Source organism: Plantibacter sp. ME-Dv--P-122b, assembly GCF_030209375.1.
Classification (GTDB): domain Bacteria; phylum Actinomycetota; class Actinomycetes; order Actinomycetales; family Microbacteriaceae; genus Plantibacter.
Map to the genome: position 1 here is coordinate 147483 of NZ_JARVSC010000006.1, position 19682 is coordinate 167164.

Here is a 19682-nt window from a genome sequence, read left to right on the forward strand (position 1 = left end):
CGGCTCGATCAGGCGGTGACGAGCCGATCGCTCTCCGCATGGTGACACGCCACGAGCCGTCCGTCGACAGGGCGCTCTCGAGGATCGTCGCGCTCGCAGACCGCCTGCTTGTCGGCCGGCAGCAGCTGGAACAACGGGCACCGGCTCCGGAAGCTGCAGCCGACCCGGTCGTCGCTGGGGGAGGGGAGGTCGCCGTTCAGCAGGATCCGCTGACGGCTGCGTTCGATCTCGGGGTCCGGGACCGGCACCGCGGAGAGCAGCGCCTGCGTGTACGGGTGCTTCGGGTCGTCGAAGATCGTGGCGCTCGGTCCGTACTCGACGATGCGCCCGAGGTACATGACGGCGACGTCGTCGGCGATGTGCCGGACGACCGCGAGGTCGTGAGCGACGAAGAGGTACGAGAGTCCGAGCCGCTGCTTGAGGTCTTCGAGCAGGTTGATGACGCCGGCCTGGACGGAGACGTCGAGCGCGGAGACCGGCTCGTCGAGTACGAGGATCTTCGGTTCGACGACGAGCGCCCGGGCGATGCCGATGCGCTGTCGCTGGCCACCCGAGAACTCGTGCGGGTACCGGCCGGCGAAGGACGGTTCCAGACCGACGAGTTCGAGCATGGCCCCGACGCGGGAGCGGATCTCGGTCGGGGAGACCCCGTGGACGGTCAACGGTTCGCCGATGATGTCCTCGATCGTCATGCGCGGATCGAGCGACGCCATCGGGTCCTGGAACACCACCTGGATGTCGCTGCGCAGCTTCCGGCGGTCGGGCTTCGACAGCGTGGCGGTGTCGACCCCGTTCACGTGGATGCTGCCGCCCTGCGTCCTGGCGAGTTCGAGGATCTCCATGATCGTCGTCGTCTTGCCGCAGCCGGACTCACCGACGAGGCCGAGGGTGCGCCCGCGCTGCACGCTGAACGAGACGCCGTCGACGGCCCGCACGGTGCCGATGTTGCGACGGAAGACGACGCCCTTCGTGAGCGGGAAGGCGCGAGTGAGGTCGCGGACGTCGAGGACGGTCTCCCGAGCGACCTCGGCGACGAGCTCCTCCGGCACCTCGTCCGGTCGGGGGAAGATCTCCGGGCGGCGCAGCGATCCGTCGGCGATCTCGCCGGCGCGGACGCACGCCGCGGTGTGGCTGACGGAGGTCGTCGGGTCCTCGACGGGCCCGTCGAGGACGGGGAGCAGTGCTGGTTCGCCCTCGAGGCAGGCGGCCACGGCGATCGGGCAGCGCGGGGCGAACGGGCAGCCGGTCGGCACGGTCGTCAACAGCGGTGGGCGTCCCTCGAGCGGGACGAGCCGCTCCTGCTGGTTCGCGGCCATGTTCGGCATGGAGCGCAACAGACCGATCGTGTAGGGCATGAGGGGTTCGCGGAACAGCGGCACGACGGGTGCCGTCTCGACGATCCGGCCCGCGTACATCACGGCGACCCGGTCGGCGTTGCCCGCGACGACCCCGAGGTCGTGCGTGATGAGCACAACGGCGGCGCCGGTGATGTCCTTCGCCTTCTGGAGCACCTCGAGGATCTGCGCCTGGATGGTGACGTCGAGCGCGGTGGTCGGCTCGTCGGCGATGATCAGCTGCGGGTCGTTCGCGATGGCGATCGCGATCATGGCCCGCTGGCGCATACCGCCGGAGAACTCGTGCGGGAACGACTTCGCACGCCGTTCCGCGTTCGGGATGCCGACGATCTTCAGGAGTTCGACGGCCCGGGTCTCGGCGGCGCGCTGCGAGAGCGCGGAGTCGTGGAGGCGGAGCCCCTCGGCGATCTGCTGACCGATCGTGTAGACGGGCGTGAGGGCCGAGAGCGGGTCCTGGAAGATCATGGCGATGTCGCGCCCGCGGATCTTCGACAGTTCCTTGTCCGACTGGCCGAGCAGCTCGACGCCGTCGTAGCGGATGCTGCCGCTCACCTGCGCATTGGTCGGGAGCAGCCCCATGACGGCCATCGAGGAGACGCTCTTGCCGGAGCCCGACTCGCCGACGATGCCGAGGAACTCACCCCGCCGCACCTCGTAGGAGACACCGCGGACGGCGTGCACGGGCGTGCCGGCGTTGGGGAAGGTGACGCTGAGGTCGTCGACCTTGAGGAGCGGCGCTGTCGCCTGGGGGTCAGTCACGGTTGGCTCCTGAGGTCGGGTCGATGGCGTCGCGGAGGGCGTCGCCGAGGAGGCTCGAGGCGAGCACGGTGATGACGAGGATCGCTGCGGGGAAGACGAACAGCCAGGGCCGCGTCACGGCGGCGCTCGCACCGGCGGCGAGCAAGGTGCCGAGCGAGACGTCGGGGGCCTGGACGCCGAAGCCGAAGAAGCTCAGCGTCGTCTCCGACAGGATCGCCGCGCCGATCCCGAGCGTCGCGTCGATGATGAGGAGGCTCGCGACGTTCGGGATGATGTGCCGACGGATGATCGTGAACCCGGGGACACCCATGAAGCGCGCGGCCTTGACGTACTCGCGTTCGCGGAGCGACATCGTCTGCCCACGGATCACGCGGGCGAGCACCATCCAGCCGAACAGGATGAGGAAGACGACGAGGGCGAGCCAGGACAGCGACTTGAACGCCGGGCTGAGGAGCACGAGGAGGAAGAAGCCGGGGATGACGAGGAGCAGGTCGATGAGCCACACGATCGCCTTGTCCCAGACACCGCCGACGTAGCCGGCGATGGCCCCGACGAGTCCGGCGATGATCGCCGCCCCCGGGCCGACGATCAGGCCGATGACGATGGACTTCTGCAGACCGACGAGGGTCTGCGCGTACACGTCCTGGCCGATGTTGTTCGTGCCGAACCAGTGCGACAGCGAGGGCGGCTGGCTGAAGGCGAGGCCGTCCTGGTCGGTGAAGGACCATGGAGAGAGCAGCGGGCCGATGAAAGCCCAGAGGATGATGAAGAGGAGCACCCCACCGCCGATGCGGGCGCGCTTCGTGGCGAGCACCTTCCGGAGGATCGTGCGTCCGCGGGACTGCGGCCGCTTGGGCGCATCCCGCATCGTCTCGGGTTCCCCGACGGTGAGGGTCGATGGGTCGGTCAGTGCCATGTCGTTACACCCGCACTCTCGGGTCGAGCGCCGCATAGATCACGTCGGAGAGCGTTCCGGCGATCAGGACGAGGATGGAGGTGAAGAGGATCGTGCCGGCGGCGGCGTTGATGTCCGAGTTCGAGACGCTGGTGAGGAGGTACTCGCCCATGCCGTGCCAGCTGAAGACGTTCTCCGTCACACTCGCGCCGGTGAGGATGAGCCCGAACGAGTAGGCGAAGAACGTCGACATCGGGATGAGCGCGACACGGACGCCGTGCCGGATGATCGCGGAGCCGCGGGTCCGGCCCTTCGAACGGGCGGTGCGGATGTAGTCGGCGCTCATCACGTCGAGCATGGCGCTGCGCTGGTACCGCGAGTACGAGGCGACGGCGCCGACGGTGAGGGTGATGGTGGGCAACAGCAGATGCATCGCCCGGTCGCCGAACTGGGTCCAGAACCCGCCCTGTAAGCCGGCGGTGTACTCGCCGGTGAAGTTGATGACGTTCGTGCCGACCGCCTGGTTGAGCGACGTCGCGAGGATCATGAGCACGACGCCGATGACGAAGACGGGCATCGCGAGGATCGTGAACGAGGCGTAGGTGATGATCTGGTCGCTGGCCCGGTACTGGCGGACGGCGCCCCAGACGCCGAGGGCGACGCCGATGACCGCGCCCAGGATGGTGCCGATGACGAGGAGTCGGAGGCTGGTTCCCGAACGCTCGAAGATGTCCGCCGTGACCTGGGTGCCCCGGGTGCTGATCCCGAGGGACCCGGTGGTCACGAGCTGGGTGACCCAGTCCCAGAGGCGTTCGAGGAGCGGCACCTTCGGGTTGACGCCCATCTTGTCGAGCGCCGCGTCGATCGAGGACTGCGGGATGGGCGGGTTCTTGCCGAGGAACCGGGCCGAGGGCTGAAGCGTCATGCTCACGAGCACGTAGCCCAGCATCGTGGCGATGGCGGAGAGGAACAGGTAGTTGACCAACCGCCGTGCGATGAACCCGATCATGTACCAGCCTTGCGAAGTCGTTGTGCGGGACCGCGTCGTCCCGTCAGCTGTGCTCCCCTCGTGGGGTGGAGACACTGTAACCCCGAACCATCGGGAATCAGAAAACGACGCGTGTACTCAGGAAACGAAACGTATGTTTCCGGCTCGTACCGTCGACAAATCGAAACGGTAACAATTCGTGCCCACTTGTGGGGGATCCCCGGAGCGGGTGCAAGATGGTCCACATTGGCCTGCGCGCCTTCCGCTCCGCATCGGTGCGGCCTAGCGCAGTTACACGTCACGAAAGGTGGATCTCGATGAGTTCCAGAACACAGGGATCGAAGCTGCGCGGCGGGATGATCCTCGCCGGCGTCTCGATCGTCGCCCTCGCATTGACGGCTTGCACCGGAGGCGGTTCAGGCGGTGGCGGCTCGACGTCGAAGCCCGCCGAGCTGTCCGGCACCGGCTGGGAGCGCGCCGACGCCGACCAGATCGCCCAGGGCGGCACGCTCAACCTCGCAGTCGACGCGATCCCCGCGAACTGGAACCTGTACAACCTCGACAGCGGCACCGTCGACGACCAGTTCCTCAGCAACCTCTACACGCCGTCGTTCATCAACATCAAGGAGGATGGCACCTGGGAGGCGAACCCCGACTTCGCGACATCCGTCGAGTTGAAGACCGAGGACCCGCAGGTCGTCGAGATCAAGATCAACCCCGACGCCGTCTGGTCGGACGGGACGGCGATGAGTGTCGACGACTTCGCCGCGACCTGGCAGTCGCTGAACGGCGCCGACCCTGCGTACGCACCGACCGCCACCAACGTGTGGAAGGACATCGAGTCCGTCACCGCCGGCGACAGCCCGCAGGACGTCCTCATCACGTTCAAGAACAAGAACGCCGACTGGCCGTCCATCCTCGGCAACATCTGGCCGAAGTGGCTCGGCGCGACGCCCGAGTCGTTCAACACCCTCTGGGCGACCGGACCCTACGCGGCCGACGGCACGACCTACGTGTCGGGTGGCCCGTACATCGTCAGCAAGATCGACCAGACCGGTGCCGTCGTCACCTTCGCGCCCAACCCGAAGTGGTGGGGTGACAAGCCGAAGCTCGACAACATCATCTTCAAGCAGATCTCCCGCGCCGGGCTCGCCCAGGCGTTCTCCAACAGTGAGATCGACGTCTTCAGCGTGGGTTCCAACGCCGACAACTACCAGACTGCTCAGAAGCGCAGCGACGCCGAGATCCAGCGTTCGCGCGGCACCACGTACAACCACATCACGCTGAACGGCACGTCCGAGGTCCTCAGTGACCCCGAGGTGCGCCAGGCGTTCGCCAAGTCCATCAACCGTCAGACCATCGCCGAGGCCCGCCTCGCCGCGATCGACGCACCGACCGACCTGCTGAACAACCTCATCTTCCTCCCGGGCCAGGACGGCTACGAGGACGACGCCTCCAAGGTGCTCGGCTACGACATCGACGCGGCCAAGAAGCAGCTCGACGACGCCGGTTGGAAGGAAGGCAGCGACGGCATCCGCGAGAAGGACGGCAAGAAGCTGACTGTCCGCTACGTCATCGACTCCGACAACCCGGTCTCCGCCGAGACGTCGCAGCAGGTGCAGGCGATGGTGAAGGAGTCGGGCTTCGACCTCCAGATCGACACCGTCCCCTCGGACGACTTCTTCACGAAGTACGTCACCACCGAGACCCGCGACTTCGACGCCGTGAGCTTCGCGTGGCAGGGTACCGCCTTCCCGATCTCCAGCACCGAGTCGATCTTCTACCCGGCCGACTCCGGGCAGAACTTCCCCGGCGTCACCGACGACTCGCTCGGCGACCTCTGGGCGAGCGCCAACGCGGAGCTCGACCCCGACAAGCGCCTCGAGATCGCGAAGGAGATCGACAAGAAGATCGTCGCCCTCGCGACCACCCTCCCGCTGTTCCCGGTGCCGTACACCTACGGCGTCAAGACCGGCCTCGTGAACTACGGGCCGACCCAGTTCGAGACCATCGACTGGAAGAACGTGGGCTGGAAGAAGTAACCGACACGACGGGTTCCTCCTGAACCCGAGGACGACGGGCATCGGCGGGAAACCGCCGGTGCCCGTCGCCGTTCGGCCCCTGGCCAGGACTCCTGCGGTATGATGGTCCGTCGGCACCATCGTGCCCGAATCCCATCCACTTGAAGGAAGCCACCCTTTTATGGCGCTCGCCACTCGTTCCGATCTGCGCAATGTCGCGATCGTGGCCCACGTTGACCACGGCAAGACGACCCTCGTCGACGCCATGCTGCGACAGACCAACTCTTTCGCCGAACACGCCCACCTCGAAGAACGCGCCATGGACTCGAATGAGCTCGAGCGCGAAAAGGGCATCACCATCCTCGCCAAGAACACGGCGATCTCGTACAAGGGCGAACACGCCACCGACGGCCCGATCACGATCAACGTCATCGACACCCCGGGCCACGCAGACTTCGGTGGAGAGGTCGAGCGCGGCCTGTCCATGGTCGACGGCGTCGTCCTCCTCGTCGACGCATCCGAGGGCCCCCTGCCGCAGACCCGGTTCGTGCTCCGTAAGGCGCTCGAAGCCAAGCTGCCGGTGATCCTCCTGGTCAACAAGACCGACCGCCCCGACGCACGCATCGACGAGGTCGTCGTCGAGAGCCAGGACCTCCTCATCGGTCTCGCCAGCGACATGGCCGACGACGTCCCCGACCTCGACCTCGACGCCATCCTCGACGTCCCGGTCGTGTACGCCTCGGGCAAGGCCGGCCGTGCGTCGTCCAACAAGCCCGCCAACGGCGAACTGCCCGACAGCGAGAACCTGGAGCCGCTCTTCGAGGCCATCCTCGAGCACATCCCGGCTCCCCAGTACGACGACGAGCACCCGCTCCAGGCGCACGTCACGAACCTCGACGCCTCGCCGTTCCTCGGTCGCCTCGCGCTTCTTCGCATCTTCAACGGCACGCTGAAGAAGGGCCAGACGGTCGCCTGGGTCCGCCACGACGGCGACGTCCACAACGTCCGCGTCACCGAGCTCATGATCACGAAGGCCCTCGACCGCTACCCGGCCGAGAGTGCCGGTCCCGGCGACATCGTCGCCGTCGCCGGTTTCGCCGACATCATGATCGGCGACACCCTGGCCGACCCCGAGGACGTCCGCGCACTGCCGGCCATCACGGTCGACGACCCGGCCATCTCGATGACGATCGGTACCAATACCTCGCCGCTCATGGGCAAGGTCAAGGGCCACAAGCTCACCGCGCGCATGGTCAAGGACCGCCTCGACCGCGAGCTCATCGGTAACGTCTCGCTCAAGGTCCTCGACATCGGTCGACCCGACGCCTGGGAGGTCCAGGGTCGTGGAGAGCTCGCGCTCGCCATCCTCGTCGAGCAGATGCGTCGCGAAGGCTACGAGCTCACCGTCGGCAAGCCGCAGGTGGTCACCAAGCGTATCGACGGCAAGGTCCACGAGCCCTACGAGCACCTGACCATCGACGCGCCCGAGGAGCACCTCGGCGCGATCACGCAGCTGCTCGCCGCCCGCAAGGGTCGCATGGAGAACATGTCGAACCACGGCACCGGCTGGGTCCGCATGGAGTTCATCGTCCCGTCGCGCGGCCTCATCGGCTTCCGCTCCGAGTTCCTCACCGCCACGCGCGGTACCGGTATCGCCAACGCGTTGGCGCACGGGTACGGCGAGTGGGCCGGCACGATCACGACGCGTAACAACGGCTCGATCGTCGCCGACCGCTCCGGCGTCGTCACCCCCTTCGCGATCATCGCGCTGCAGGAGCGCATGTCGTTCTTCGTGCAGCCGACCGAAGAGGTCTACGAGGGCATGGTCATCGGCGAGAACTCGCGCAACGACGACATGGACGTCAACATCACCAAGGAGAAGAAGCTGACCAACATGCGTCAGTCTTCGGCCGACAACTTCGAGTCGATGACGCCGCCGCGCGTCCTCACGCTCGAGGAGAGCCTCGAGTTCGCCCGCGAGGACGAGTGCGTCGAGGTCACGCCCGAGCACGTGCGCATCCGCAAGGTCGAGCTCGACGCTCAGGCCCGCCAGCGCAGCTACTCGCGCCTCAAGAAGCAGTCCGAGTAGGCAGCAGCCGCTCCAACCCGATGCCCGGTCCTCTCAGGAAGACCGGGCATCCGGTCGTTAAGCTGATGGGCATGCGCCGACCCGCCTCCCTCGCCCTGCTGGCCGCCCTCATCCTCGCTCCGACGCTCGCCGGGTGCAGCGTCATCGAGTCCACCGTCAAGGACTCCGTCGAGCAGGGCATCCGCGACGCCACCGGTGGTGACTTCGATGTGAACCTCGACGAGGGGCTGCCGGACGGATACCCCGTCGAGGCGGTGCCGGTGGTCGACGGCACGGTCAACGGCGGACGTGGCACGGTCGACGGCAAGGACACCTTCGTCGTCACGGTGCAGGCGACCGACGCGGCCACCGCAGCCAAGGATGCGCTCGTCGCGGCAGGCTTCACCGTCGACGGGGAGATCGCGAACGGCGACGGTTCGATCGTGACGCTGTCGACGACGGCCTACGACGTGAAGCTCGTCGCCTCGGCGGACAGCATCCTCTACACGGTGACGGTCAAGTAGCCGCCCCTTCGGTCCCTGAGCCTGTCGAAGGGCCGTTCCTACGCGAAGAGTGTCTCGCCGACCCAGCCGTCCTTGCTCGCGCCCGGCGGCACCGCGAAGATCGCCGACCCCACGTGTTTGATGTACTCGTTGAGCGCATCGGTGGCCAGCGCGCGCTGCACGTCGATGAACTGCTTCGGCGACCGCTGATACGACATGAAGAACAACCCGGCGTTCAACCGCCCGAGGTCGTCGTTGCCGTCGACGAAGTTGTACCCGCGTCGCAGGAGCTTCGTGCCCTTGAGCTGGGTCGGGTGCGCCAAGCGCACGTGTGAGTGCTTGTCGATGAGCGGCTGATCCGTCGCGCCGACCGCGTCGAAGTCGGGCTCAGTGAACTCCTTGCCACCCGACAGCGGCGCGCCCTCGCCCTTGCTCCGACCGATGACGCGCTCCTGCTCCTGGAGCTGCGCGCGGTCCCAGGTCTCGATGATCATGCGGATCTTGCGGACCACGAGGTAGGAGCCACCGCTCAGCCAGGCGGCGCTGTCCCCGTCCTGGACCCAGACCTGCTCCTCGACCGTCTTCGTCTCCTCGGACTTGACGTTCGCGGTGCCGTCTTTGAACCCGAACAGGTTGCGCGGGGTGACCTGGCTGGTGGAGGTCGACGAGGTACGCCCGAAGCCGAGCTGCGACCAGCGGATGGAGGCGCGTCCGAACGCGATGCGACTGAGGTTGCGGATCGCGTGCACGGCGACCTGCGGGTCGTCGGCGCAGGCCTGGATGCAGAGGTCGCCGCCGGTGAGGCCCGCCTGGAGGTTGTCGCCCGTGAAGCGGGGGAGCTTCTCCAACTCGGTCGGGCGCCGGTCGGCGATGCCGAACCGGTCCGTGCCGTCCTCGGCGGCGAAGAGCGTGGGTCCGAACCCGAAGGTGATCGTGAGTCCGCTGGCGGGCAGTCCGAGCGCCTCTCCGGTGTCGACCGGGGGAGCGAGCGGGGAGCCGTCCACGGCGCCACCGTCCGCGACTTCCTTCCCCTGCATCATGCGTGCCGCGGCGACACTCCAGTCCTGGAGCAGCTCGATGAGCTCCTCCCGGGTGGTCCCCGCCGACACGTCGTACGCGGCGAAGTGCAGGCGGTCCTGTGCCGGCGTCGTGATCCCGCTCTGGTGGGCCCCGCTGAACGGGTAGACGGTCGTGACGCCCGGGGCACTCGCCGAGGCGGAGGCGGCGGTGATGGCCGCGGCCGCCCCGGCTCCGGCCGCCAGCCCTGCGGCGCCCGCTCCGGCGAGGCCGAACAGCGCCCGGCGCGACAGCCCGCGCCGCGGCGGGTCGCTCGGTGGTGCGGACGCGGCGCCGGGCTCAGCTGCAGTGGGCGTCGAACCGATCTCGGGTGCAGGCGTCGTGGGGGGAGTGTGCTCGGTCATCGGACCTCATGCTATTCAGGGATGGCTGGAAGGCCGCAGGGCCGGAACCCCCAGAATGCTCTGAGCGGTTCCGGCCCGGCGCGCCGCGGGGGCGGCGGTGGATCCGGTCGGTGCTACTCGGCGACGCCGAGCACCGTGTGGGTGAGCTGCGAGAGCGGCTCGGAGAGGGCGTTCACCTGGTCGGAGAGCTCCTTGCGCTGCTCCTCGGTGACGGTGTCGTAGCTCACGAAGCCGTTGTCGAGGCTGCCGTACTTCGCGAGCAGGCCATGCAGGGCGGTGAACTCGGTCTCGATCTGGCCGACGAGCTTCGTGCCGGCGTCGCCCTTGCTCGCAGCGATGTCCTTGACGTTGCCGAACGCGACCTTGGCGCCCTGCACGTTGGCCGCGAAGTCGTAGAGGTCGGTGTGGGACCACCAGTCCTCCTCGCCGGAAATCTTGCCGACGGCGACCTCGTCGAGGAGACCGATGGCACCGTTCGAGATGTCGCCGAGGCTCACGGTGAAGTCCTTCTCGGAGACGAGGTCGAACAGCTGCTGCACGTCGTCGACGAGTCCGGTGGCGAACTGCTGACGCTGCTCCGGCGTCGACGGCGTCCAGTCCGTCAGCGCGCTCGTGCCGTCCGAGTTCAGCGCGTCGGCTGCCGGTGGCCAGAGGTCCTTCTCGATCCGGTGGAAGCCGGTCCAGTCGAGTCCTTCAGCCACGGCGTCGACCTCGCGGTAGTCGATCTTCGGGTCGAGGTCGCCGAACGCCTCGGCCGTCGGTTCGATGCGTTCGTACGAGACGCGCGTCGTCGCGAAGAGCTGACGGGCGGTCTCGTCGTCGCCGGCGGCGTACGCGTCGGTGAAGGCCTTGACCTGCGGCACGAGTTCGGCCACCTGGGACGTGATGTACGCGACGTAGTTCGTCACGGCCTGGTCGGTGAGCGCTTGCTCGTCCGTCGAGACGGTCGCGTTCTCACCGGTGACGGTGAACTCCGCGAGACCGACGGGTGCGCCGACGAGCTGGAACTTGCAGGCCGTGTAGTACGTGCCCGGGTTCAGCTGTGCGACGTAGGACACCGTCTGGCCCGGCGTCACGTTCTCCTTCTCGCCGACGATGCGCAGCTTGTCCGAGGCGAGGATCTCGAACTCGTTGACGTCGGTGCCGTTGTTGGTGATCGAGAACGTCACGGCACCGGCCGTCGCCTTCGCGACGGACACCGAGCACGAGTCGTCGGTGATGGCGACGGTGAGCGCTTCGCTGCCCGTCTTGTTCGGGACGCATCCCGTGAGGGCGAGGGCGAGGACGCCCGCACCGGCGAGGCCGGCGATGATGCGGTGCTGCATGAGACTCCTGTCGGAAGGTGCTGGTGCATGGTTCGTGGTGGGTCGGGGACCGGTCAGACGTTCGTCGTGACCGGTTTCGTGACGGAGGTCGGGCGCCGACGGCCGAGACCCGAGACCCGGATGAAGCAGACGAGCGTGACCATCAGGTAGAGCAGCCACGCCCCGAACTGCGCCCAGGTCGGGGCAGGGGTGAAGTTGAAGAGTCCGCCGAGGACGGTGCCGTACCAGCTCGTCGGAGGGACGATCGCGCTCAGGTTGAACGCGGCCTGCCCCCAGCCGGGGATGACGCCAGCCTCCTGGAGGTCGCCGACGCCGTAGGCGAGGACGCCGGCGGCCACGACGACGAGGAAGAGGCCGGTCCACGTGAAGAAGGTCCCGAGGTTGATCCGGACGAATCCGCGGTAGATGAGATACGCGATGACGACGGAGGTGAGGATGCCGAGGAGCGCGCCGATCGAGCCGACGACGGCGTTCTCACCGGAGTTGACGCTCGCCCAGATGAAGAGGGCGGTCTCGATGCCCTCGCGGCCGACGCTGATGAAGCCGAGGACGACGATGCCGATCGCCGACCCGGCGACGGCGGCGTCGAGTCGTGACTCGAGGTCGTGCTTGAGCTCTCGGGCGTTGCGCCCCATCCAGAAGATCATCCAGGTGACGAGCCCGACGGCCAGGATGGAGAGTCCGCCGCCGAGGATCTCCTGCGCCTGGAAGCTCAGCCCGTACGGTCCCCAGGTGAGGATGGCACCGACGCCGAGCGAGACGACGATCGCGACGGCGACGCCGAGCCACAATCGGGGGAGGACGTCACGGCGGCCGAGCTTGTTCAGGTAGGCGACGAGGATACCGACGATGAGGCCGGCTTCGAGGCCTTCGCGGAGGCCGATGAGGTAGTTCGCGAGCACGTGACCGGACTTTCGGGCGTCGAGCAGGCGGTCGCCCGGGGGAGGCCGTCGTCTGCGGGGTGGGGATGCATCCGAGGGCGCGCCGGGCGGGGACCGTGGTCCGGGCGGGGCGCTGCGACTTCGGAACGCGGTTGGGTAAGGCTAACCTTATCCGACGTCGACCATAGCGCCTGATGCTGAGGCTGTCCAGATACAATCGGCGGATGACCGATCCGGCCCCCGACCCCAGCCTCCCAGACGGCCGCACGGTCGGCGACGACCGCTGGTTCCCGCCGACACCGCTGCAGCAGGACGCTCCGCAGGAGACGTCCATGGCATCGCGGGTGATCGGGATCGTCCTCGCGTTCCTCGTCGGTCTGGCGTACGGCGCCATCGGCACGGTCGCGCACGCCTGGGCGCCCGCCGTCCTCGGTGTCGCCCTCCCGGTCGGACTGGTGCTCGGGATCCTCGGCGTGGCCATGCTCCTGGTCGGACTCCGCATCGTCCTGGGGGATCGGCTCGCAGCGTCGGCAGCGGCGCTCGGGGTCATCCTCATGATCGGCATCCTGCTGCTCGAGAGCACCGGTGGCTCCGTCCTCATCCCGCGGAGCGTCTCGGGCCTCGTCTGGACCATCGCCCCCGGTCTCATCGCCGTCCTCGTCGTGGCGTGGCCGAAGCTCCCGGAGCGCGCCCGCAAGCGCGACGATCGTCCCGCGGGACCGGCGCCCGAACCGTTCCCCGTCTCACCGCAGGCGTAGACTGGACAACTCAGTGCTCGTGAAGGGAGCCACCCGCCCGTGACCTACGTGATCGCCCTGCCGTGCGTCGATGTGAAGGACCGCGCCTGCATCGACGAATGCCCCGTCGACTGCATCTACGAGGGTGAACGGTCGCTCTACATCCACCCCGACGAATGCGTCGACTGCGGTGCGTGCGAGCCGGTCTGCCCCGTAGAGGCCATCTACTACGAGGACGACCTTCCCGAGGAATGGGCGGACTACTACAAGGCCAACGTCGAGTTCTTCGACGAGATCGGTTCTCCAGGCGGAGCAGCGAAGGTCGGCGTGATCCCCTCGGACCACCCGCTCATCGCCGCGCTGCCGCCCCAAGCCCACGAGTAGTCGCGTGGCACTGCAGCCGCTGCCCGATTACCCCTGGGACCTCATGGTCCCGTACGCGGAGCAGGCCCGTCGGCACCCCGACGGCATCGTCGACCTCTCGATCGGTTCGCCGGTCGATCCGACGCCCGGTCTCATCCGGGACGCGCTCCGGGCGGCCACGGACGCACACGCATACCCGACCACGATCGGGACGCCCGAACTCCGGCAGGCGATCGTCGACTGGTTCGCGCGCCGTCGTGGTGTGGAGGGGCTCACCCTCGACGCCGTCCTCCCGACGATCGGCTCGAAGGAACTCGTCGCGCTGCTCGCCTTCCTCCTCGGCCTGGGCGCCGGCGACACCGTGGTCCACCCGGTGGCCGCCTATCCCACTTATGCCGTCGGCGCGGCGATCGCCGGGGCCGAGGCGTTCGCGTCCGACGACCCCGCCGAATGGCCGGCGAGCACCCGGCTGATCTGGCTGAACTCCCCGGGCAACCCCGACGGCCGTGTCCTCTCGGTCGACGAGCTGCGTGTGGCCCGAGCCCGAGCTCGCGAACTCGGCGCCGTCCTCGTGGGCGACGAATGCTACGCGGAACTCGGTTGGGAGGGGGAGTGGTCCGACACACCGACCCCGTCCGTGCTCGATCCACGCGTGACCGACGGCGACACCGAGGGTGTCCTCGCGATCTACTCCTTGAGCAAGCAGTCCAACCTCGCCGGCTACCGTGCCGCGTTCCTCGCGGGTGACGAGCGCCTGGTGCGTCGGCTGGTCACCGTCCGGAAGCACGCGGGTCTCATGCTGCCTGCCCCGCTGCAGGCCGCCATGGTCGCGGCGCTCGGCGACGACGCACACGTGGCGGAGCAGAAGGCCCGGTACCGCGCCCGTCGTGAGGTGCTGCTCCCTGCCGTCCGCGAGGCCGGGTTCCGGGTCGACCGCAGCGAGGCGGGACTGTACCTGTGGATCACCGAGGGCCAGGACGCCTGGGCGAGCATCGACCGCCTGGCGTCGATCGGTGTCCTGGCGGGTCCAGGGGTGTTCTACGGCGAGGCCGGACCGCGACACGTGCGGCTCTCCCTGACCGCCACCGACGAGCGCATCGCGGCCGCCGCGGCCAGACTCCGGGGACTCCGCCCGATTTCGGGGTGAACTCCAAGGAAGTCGCCGGATCACTGTGGGAAACAGCAGTAGGGTCTGAAGCCGATTAGGCTGTATGTGACACGCCGTCGTATCGGAGGGCGATGTCGAGTCCCTATCGCACAAAGATATGAGGAGGCGCCGTGGGCGACGTCGAGAAACAGGCTTCCACCGAGACGCATCAGGTCACCCTGAACTACCCCGGCGGAACGGCCGAATTCCCGATCCACCAGTCAGCCCAGGGCGCGTCGAGTATCGACATCTCCTCGCTCACGCGGCAGACCGGCCTGACCACGCTCGACTACGGGTTCGTCAACACCGCGGCGACGAAGTCGGCGATCACCTACATCGACGGTGACCAGGGCATCCTGCGCTATCGCGGCTACCCGATCGAGCAGCTCGCCAAGCAGTCGACCTTCCTCGAGGTCGCCTGGCTGCTCATCCACGGGGAACTCCCGACGGCCGATGAACTCGGCGGATTCGACGAGAAGATCCGGCGCCACACGCTTCTCCACGAGGACCTCAAGCGGTTCTTCTCGGCGCTCCCGCACACGGCACACCCGATGGCCGTCCTGTCGAGCGCCCTGCAGGCCATGTCGACCTACTACGAGTCGGACGCCAATCCGCACGATCCCGAGCACGTCGAGCTCACGACGGTCCGCATGCTCGCGAAGCTCCCGGTGATCGCCGCCTACGCACACAAGAAGTCGGTCGGGCAGGCGTTCCTCTACCCCGACAACTCGCTGAGCTTCGTCGACAACTTCCTCAAGTTGAACTTCGGCAACCTCGCCGAGCCGTACGAGATCGATCCCGTCCTGTCGAAGGCGCTCGACCTCCTGCTCATCCTGCACGAGGACCACGAGCAGAACGCCTCGACCTCCACGGTCCGCCTCGTCGGCTCCACCGGAGCGAACCTCTACGCCTCCGTGTCCGCCGGTATCAACGCCCTGTCGGGTCCGCTGCACGGTGGCGCGAACGAGGCGGTCCTGCAGATGCTCGGCCGGATCCAGGAGTCCGGCGAGGGCGTGCAGCGCTTCGTCGACCGCGTGAAGAACAAGGAAGACGGCGTGAAGCTCATGGGCTTCGGGCACCGCGTCTACAAGAACTACGACCCGCGCGCCAAGCTCGTCAAGGAGAGTGCCGGCGAGGTGCTCCGTGCGCTCGGTATCAACGACCCGCTGCTCGACCTCGCCCAGGAGCTCGAGCAGATCGCCCTCGAGGACGACTACTTCAAGGAGCGCAAGCTCTACCCGAACGTCGACTTCTACACCGGCGTAATCTACAAGGCGATGGGCTTCCCGACGCGGATGTTCACGGTGCTCTTCGCCATCGGACGCCTTCCCGGATGGATCGCCCACTGGCGTGAGATGAACCTCGACCCGCAGACCAAGATCGGTCGCCCGCAGCAGCTGTACACGGGATCGCCCGAGCGGCCCTTCCCGACGCGGTAGTCCCGTCGCGCGCGTCGGCGGCGCACAGAACGGCCCCGCATCCACCTCGGATGCGGGGCCGTTCTGCGGACCGGTACGCCGGGTCAGGCGTGCAGTGCCGCGTTCAGCTCGACGCCCGAGCCCGAGCGGGGGAGCACCTCGACGGCACCGGTGAGCGAGTTCCGACGGAACAGGAGGTTGGGGACACCCGACAGCTCGACCGCCTTGACCGTGCGCGGCGCGCCTTCGGCCGTGGCCGCAGCACCCGCGAGGACGACCTTGGTGCCCGCGGTCACGTAGAGACCCGCCTCGACCACCGAGTCGTCGCCGATCGAGATGCCGATGCCGGAGTTGGCGCCGAGGAGGGCGCGCTGACCGATCGCCACCCGCTGCGTCCCGCCGCCAGAGAGCGTCCCCATGATCGACGCACCACCTCCGATGTCGCTGCCGTCGCCGACGACGACGCCCTGCGAGATGCGACCTTCGACCATGGACGCGCCGAGGGTCCCGGCGTTGAAGTTGACGAAGCCCTCGTGCATGACGGTGGTGCCCGGTGCCAGGTGGGCGCCCAGCCGCACGCGTGAGGCGTCGGCGATCCGGACCTTGTCGGGCGTCACGTAGTCGAGGAGTCTCGGGAACTTGTCGATACCGGTCGCGTGGATCCCGGCGCGGAGGAGCGACGGTCGGAGGCGGTCGAAGTCCGCGGGGTGCACGGGGCCGGCGTTGGTCCAGACGACGATGGGGAGGTGCGCGAAGACGCCGTCGAGCGAGATCGTGTTCGGCTGGACGAGCAGGTGGCTGAGCAGGTGCAACCGCAGGTAGGCGTCGGGGGTGCTCTGCGGAGCGGCCTGCAGCTCGATCTCGACCGTGACGATGTCGATCCGGACGGCCCGGCGCTCGTCGTCGGTCGCGAGGGCCTCGAGGTCTGCGGGGGCGATCCAGCGGTCGCGGCCCTCGGGGATCCGTCCGAGCGAGGGCTCGGGGAACCAGGTGTCGAGCACGGTGCCGTCGGCGGCGATGGTCGCGAGGCCGGAGCCCCAAGCGTGAGTCGGAACGGGGGTCTCGGCAGGCGCAGCGGTCATGGCTCCAGGGTACCGGCCAACACTCAGGTCGACGGCCAATACACTGGTGCCATGCCAGCCGAAGTCCCCGTACTCGACCTGTCCGTCTCCTCGGTGGAACTCACCCAGCAGCTGTGCGACATCGCCTCCGTCTCGGGGGATGAGGCCCGCATCGCCGACGCGATCGAGGCGTCGCTCGAGGGTCTCGAGCACCTGACGATCGTGCGCGACGGCGACACGGTCGTCGCGTCCACCTCGCTCGGACGTGCACAGCGGGTCATCATCGCCGGCCACATCGACACCGTCCCGATCAACGGCAACGTCCCGACGCGGTTCGAAGAACGCGACGGCGAGGCGGTGCTCTGGGGCCGAGGCACGGTCGACATGAAGGGCGGCGTCGCGGTCCAGTTGAAGCTCGCCGCGGAACTCACCGATCCCATCGTCGACATCACCTGGATGTGGTACGACAACGAGGAGGTCGCTTCCGACCTCAACGGCCTCGGGCGTCTCGCGCGGAACCGTCCCGACCTCTTCGTCGGGGACTTCGCGATCCTCGGCGAGCCGAGCAACGCCGGCGTCGAGGGTGGCTGCAATGGAACGCTGCGCGTGCACGTGAGCGCCCACGGCAAGCGTTCGCACGCGGCCAGGAGCTGGGTCGGCGTCAACGCGATCCACGCGATCTCACCGGTCCTCGCGACCCTCGCCTCGTACACGCCACGGGAGGTCGAGGTCGACGGGCTCGTCTACCGGGAGGGCGTCAACGCGGTCGGGATCACCGGCGGTGTCGCCGGGAACGTGATCCCCGACCTCGTCACCGTCGAGGTGAACTACCGCTTCGCTCCGAGCCGGACGGGCGCCGAGGCGCTCGCCCACCTCGAGGAACTCTTCTCCGGCTTCGAGGTCGTGCAGACGGACGTCGCGGAGGGCGCCCGTCCCGGGCTCGACGCGCCGATCGCGCAGGACTTCCTGGCCGCGGTCGGCGGGACACCGGCTCCGAAGTACGGCTGGACGGACGTCGCACGCTTCTCGGCGCTCGGTGTCCCCGCCGTCAACTACGGACCGGGTGACCCGCTCCTCGCCCATGCCGACGACGAGCGCGTCCCGCTCGCGCACATCGAGGACTGCGAGCGCGGACTCCGCGCCTGGCTGACCGGGCCCGATGGTCGCTGACGCGGTCCACTCGACCGAGGTCGAGGAGCGGCCGTCGATGCTCCGGCGCTGGGCCCGCCTGCCCTGGTGGGGGCGGATCACCATCGTCTACGTGCTGTCCCGCCTGGTGACGACCGCAATGTTCGCGGCCGCGAGTCTGCTGCAGGCGCCGGACTCGCGGTTCGGTGCGTTCCCCTCACTGGGCACGCTCGCCGCCGGCTGGGACGGACAGTGGTATTGGTGGATCGCGACGTACGGCTACCCGACCCAGCTGCCGCTCGACGACGCCGGCCGGGTCGCTGAGAACGCGTGGGCGTTCTTGCCGGTCTATCCGGGGGTCGTGAAGGCGCTCTCGGTCGTCACCTTCCTGCCGTGGCCGGTCATGGCCACGATCGTCTCGCTGTGCTGCGGTTTGGGCGCGGCCCTGCTGTTCCACCGGCTCCTGCGCATCCGCCTCGGCGACGAACGGGCGATGTTCGCCGTCATGCTGTTCTGTATCGCGCCGCTCAGCGCCCTGTTCCAGGTCGCCTACGCGGAATCGATGTTCCTGCTGCTGCTGACGCTCGCGCTGCTCCTGCTCGTGACGCGCCGGTATGGCTGGCTCCTCGCCGTCATCCCGGTCATGGCGTTCACCCGCCCCGGAGTCCTGGCCTTCTCGCTCCTGCTGGGCCTCCATCTGATCGTGCGGATCGTCACCCGACACCGCGACCCCCTCTCGCGCCGGGAGGTCGTCCTCATCCTCGCGGGTGGGGCCCTCGCCGCCGTCGCCGGATTCGCGTGGATGGTCATCGCCGGTCTCGTCACCGGGACGCCGGAGGCCTACCTCGAGACGGAGCTGGCGTGGCGGGCCGCCTTCATCGGGGAGCAGCCCCTCGTCCCGTTCTCCGCCTGGATCCAGGGCGGTCAGTTCTGGTTCGGCGACGGACCGGGCATCGCCGTCGTCGCCGCGATCTTCGTCGGCTCCGTCGTGCTCCTGTTCCTCCCGCCGGTGCGTCGGCTCGGTGCCGACCTCCGGATGTGGGTGGGGTCGTACCTCCTCTACCTCTTCGCGGTGTTCTTCCCGCAGACGAGTGTCTTCCGGCTGCTCGTACCGGTCTTCCCGCTCCTCGGTGCGGTCGCCGTCCCACGGAACCGGTGGTACCGCGGTGGCGTCGTCATCGTCTCGCTCGCGCTGCAATGGTGTTGGATCTTCGTCATGTACGGCCTCGCGAACGCGTATTGGACCATTCCCTGAGTGCTGATCCGGCGTCATCCTGCGCCTCGCCGCGCTCAGGATTATCACGAGCCCCCGTGATACGAGATAATGGGGGTCAGTCGAATAACGAGAGGGGACTCGCATGGCCGCAATGAAGCCACGCACCGGAGACGGGCCAATGGAGGCCGTGAAGGAGGGTCGGCTCATCATCGTGCGAGTGCCTCTTGAAGGGGGAGGGCGTCTCGTCGTGTCGGTCAACGACGCAGAGGCTCAAGAACTGCATGATGCACTCGCGGGTGTGGTGAGCGCGGGCTGATCCCCGTCACCGACGCCGCATGAGCCGAGAACCGGCCGTCATCACTGCTCGCAGAGTCAGGATGGCGGCCGGTTCGTCGT

At 68.1% G+C, this 19682-nt stretch carries 17 protein-coding genes; 10 read left to right on the forward strand and 7 right to left on the reverse strand.

Annotated features, from left to right (window positions below; all coding sequences use genetic code 11):
* Positions 1-8 precede the first annotated feature (8 nt).
* The 3 genes from QRN19_RS13560 to QRN19_RS13570 are packed head-to-tail and all read right to left on the reverse strand — an operon-like array spanning position 9 to position 4018.
* Positions 9-2114 carry an ABC transporter ATP-binding protein gene (locus tag QRN19_RS13560; RefSeq protein ID WP_285027475.1) on the reverse strand — a complete coding sequence of 702 codons (2106 nt, stop codon included), beginning with the start codon at positions 2112-2114 and terminating at the stop codon, positions 9-11.
* A complete protein-coding gene (locus QRN19_RS13565) occupies positions 2107-3030 on the reverse strand; it encodes an ABC transporter permease (protein WP_285027476.1) in 924 nt (307 codons plus the stop codon). Before QRN19_RS13565 ends, QRN19_RS13560 begins: the two co-directional genes overlap by 8 nt.
* A 4-nt stretch (positions 3031-3034) precedes the next feature.
* Positions 3035-4018 (reverse strand): ABC transporter permease, encoded by a 984-nt coding sequence (locus QRN19_RS13570; RefSeq protein ID WP_285027477.1) that lies wholly within the window; start codon positions 4016-4018, stop codon positions 3035-3037.
* 296 nt (positions 4019-4314) lie between these two features.
* Between QRN19_RS13570 and QRN19_RS13575 the strand changes: the two genes are divergently transcribed.
* The 3 genes from QRN19_RS13575 (at position 4315) to QRN19_RS13585 (ending at position 8610) form a co-directional block, all read left to right on the forward strand.
* On the forward strand, positions 4315-6039 hold the full coding sequence (locus QRN19_RS13575; RefSeq protein WP_285027478.1) for an ABC transporter family substrate-binding protein: 1725 nt from the start codon (positions 4315-4317) through the stop codon (positions 6037-6039).
* A gap of 160 nt (positions 6040-6199) precedes the next feature.
* Entirely contained in the window at positions 6200-8107 is a 1908-nt protein-coding gene (typA, locus tag QRN19_RS13580) for a translational GTPase TypA (protein WP_285027479.1), read from the forward strand.
* A gap of 71 nt (positions 8108-8178) precedes the next feature.
* Positions 8179-8610: a hypothetical protein gene (locus tag QRN19_RS13585; RefSeq protein WP_285027480.1), complete on the forward strand. Its 432-nt coding sequence runs from the start codon at positions 8179-8181 to the stop codon at positions 8608-8610.
* Positions 8611-8648: 38 nt separating this feature from the next.
* Here the strand turns inward: QRN19_RS13585 and efeB are convergent, their stop codons facing one another.
* The 3 genes from efeB to efeU form a co-directional block, all read right to left on the reverse strand.
* A complete protein-coding gene (efeB, locus tag QRN19_RS13590; protein ID WP_285027481.1) occupies positions 8649-10010 on the reverse strand; it encodes an iron uptake transporter deferrochelatase/peroxidase subunit in 1362 nt (453 codons plus the stop codon).
* A gap of 113 nt (positions 10011-10123) precedes the next feature.
* Positions 10124-11335 carry an iron uptake system protein EfeO gene (gene efeO, locus QRN19_RS13595; protein WP_285027482.1) on the reverse strand — a complete coding sequence of 404 codons (1212 nt, stop codon included), beginning with the start codon at positions 11333-11335 and terminating at the stop codon, positions 10124-10126.
* A 53-nt stretch (positions 11336-11388) separates the two neighbouring features.
* Positions 11389-12237 (reverse strand): iron uptake transporter permease EfeU, encoded by an 849-nt coding sequence (efeU, locus tag QRN19_RS13600; protein ID WP_285027483.1) that lies wholly within the window; start codon positions 12235-12237, stop codon positions 11389-11391.
* Positions 12238-12440: 203 nt separating this feature from the next.
* Between efeU and QRN19_RS13605 the strand changes: the two genes are divergently transcribed.
* From QRN19_RS13605 to QRN19_RS13620, 4 genes are all read left to right on the forward strand, one after another.
* Positions 12441-12974 carry a hypothetical protein gene (locus QRN19_RS13605; protein WP_285027484.1) on the forward strand — a complete coding sequence of 178 codons (534 nt, stop codon included), beginning with the start codon at positions 12441-12443 and terminating at the stop codon, positions 12972-12974.
* A 39-nt stretch (positions 12975-13013) separates the two neighbouring features.
* Entirely contained in the window at positions 13014-13337 is a 324-nt protein-coding gene (gene fdxA, locus QRN19_RS13610; RefSeq protein ID WP_079705538.1) for a ferredoxin, read from the forward strand.
* Positions 13338-13341: 4 nt separating this feature from the next.
* Positions 13342-14463 (forward strand): succinyldiaminopimelate transaminase, encoded by a 1122-nt coding sequence (gene dapC / locus QRN19_RS13615; RefSeq protein ID WP_285027485.1) that lies wholly within the window; start codon positions 13342-13344, stop codon positions 14461-14463.
* A gap of 179 nt (positions 14464-14642) precedes the next feature.
* A complete protein-coding gene (locus QRN19_RS13620; RefSeq protein WP_285027778.1) occupies positions 14643-15902 on the forward strand; it encodes a citrate synthase in 1260 nt (419 codons plus the stop codon).
* An 83-nt stretch (positions 15903-15985) separates the two neighbouring features.
* Here QRN19_RS13620 and dapD read toward each other — a convergent pair whose 3' ends face one another.
* Positions 15986-16963 (reverse strand): 2,3,4,5-tetrahydropyridine-2,6-dicarboxylate N-succinyltransferase, encoded by a 978-nt coding sequence (gene dapD, locus QRN19_RS13625; protein WP_071261031.1) that lies wholly within the window; start codon positions 16961-16963, stop codon positions 15986-15988.
* A 51-nt stretch (positions 16964-17014) separates the two neighbouring features.
* Here dapD and dapE point away from each other — a divergent pair, with 51 nt between their 5' ends.
* The 3 genes from dapE (at position 17015) to QRN19_RS13640 (ending at position 19602) form a co-directional block, all read left to right on the forward strand.
* The gene (gene dapE / locus QRN19_RS13630) at positions 17015-18112 is read left to right on the forward strand and encodes a succinyl-diaminopimelate desuccinylase (protein WP_086473657.1); all 1098 of its coding nucleotides are present in this window, start codon (positions 17015-17017) and stop codon (positions 18110-18112) included.
* The gene (locus QRN19_RS13635; protein WP_285027486.1) at positions 18102-19325 is read left to right on the forward strand and encodes a hypothetical protein; all 1224 of its coding nucleotides are present in this window, start codon (positions 18102-18104) and stop codon (positions 19323-19325) included. Before dapE ends, QRN19_RS13635 begins: the two co-directional genes overlap by 11 nt.
* A 103-nt stretch (positions 19326-19428) precedes the next feature.
* A complete protein-coding gene (locus QRN19_RS13640; RefSeq protein WP_079002123.1) occupies positions 19429-19602 on the forward strand; it encodes a DUF3117 domain-containing protein in 174 nt (57 codons plus the stop codon).
* The last annotated feature ends 80 nt before the right edge of the window (positions 19603-19682 follow it).

Coding starts and splice junctions, on each gene's coding strand:
- QRN19_RS13565 (WP_285027476.1), bottom strand. CDS start 3,030: ATGGCACTGACCGACCCATCGACCCTCACCGTCGGGGAACCCGAGACG.
- QRN19_RS13570 (WP_285027477.1), bottom strand. CDS start 4,018: ATGATCGGGTTCATCGCACGGCGGTTGGTCAACTACCTGTTCCTCTCC.
- QRN19_RS13575 (WP_285027478.1), top strand. CDS start 4,315: ATGAGTTCCAGAACACAGGGATCGAAGCTGCGCGGCGGGATGATCCTC.
- typA (WP_285027479.1), top strand. CDS start 6,200: ATGGCGCTCGCCACTCGTTCCGATCTGCGCAATGTCGCGATCGTGGCC.
- QRN19_RS13585 (WP_285027480.1), top strand. CDS start 8,179: ATGCGCCGACCCGCCTCCCTCGCCCTGCTGGCCGCCCTCATCCTCGCT.
- efeB (WP_285027481.1), bottom strand. CDS start 10,010: ATGACCGAGCACACTCCCCCCACGACGCCTGCACCCGAGATCGGTTCG.
- efeO (WP_285027482.1), bottom strand. CDS start 11,335: ATGCAGCACCGCATCATCGCCGGCCTCGCCGGTGCGGGCGTCCTCGCC.
- QRN19_RS13605 (WP_285027484.1), top strand. CDS start 12,441: ATGACCGATCCGGCCCCCGACCCCAGCCTCCCAGACGGCCGCACGGTC.
- dapD (WP_071261031.1), bottom strand. CDS start 16,963: ATGACCGCTGCGCCTGCCGAGACCCCCGTTCCGACTCACGCTTGGGGC.
- dapE (WP_086473657.1), top strand. CDS start 17,015: ATGCCAGCCGAAGTCCCCGTACTCGACCTGTCCGTCTCCTCGGTGGAA.
- QRN19_RS13635 (WP_285027486.1), top strand. CDS start 18,102: ATGGTCGCTGACGCGGTCCACTCGACCGAGGTCGAGGAGCGGCCGTCG.
- QRN19_RS13640 (WP_079002123.1), top strand. CDS start 19,429: ATGGCCGCAATGAAGCCACGCACCGGAGACGGGCCAATGGAGGCCGTG.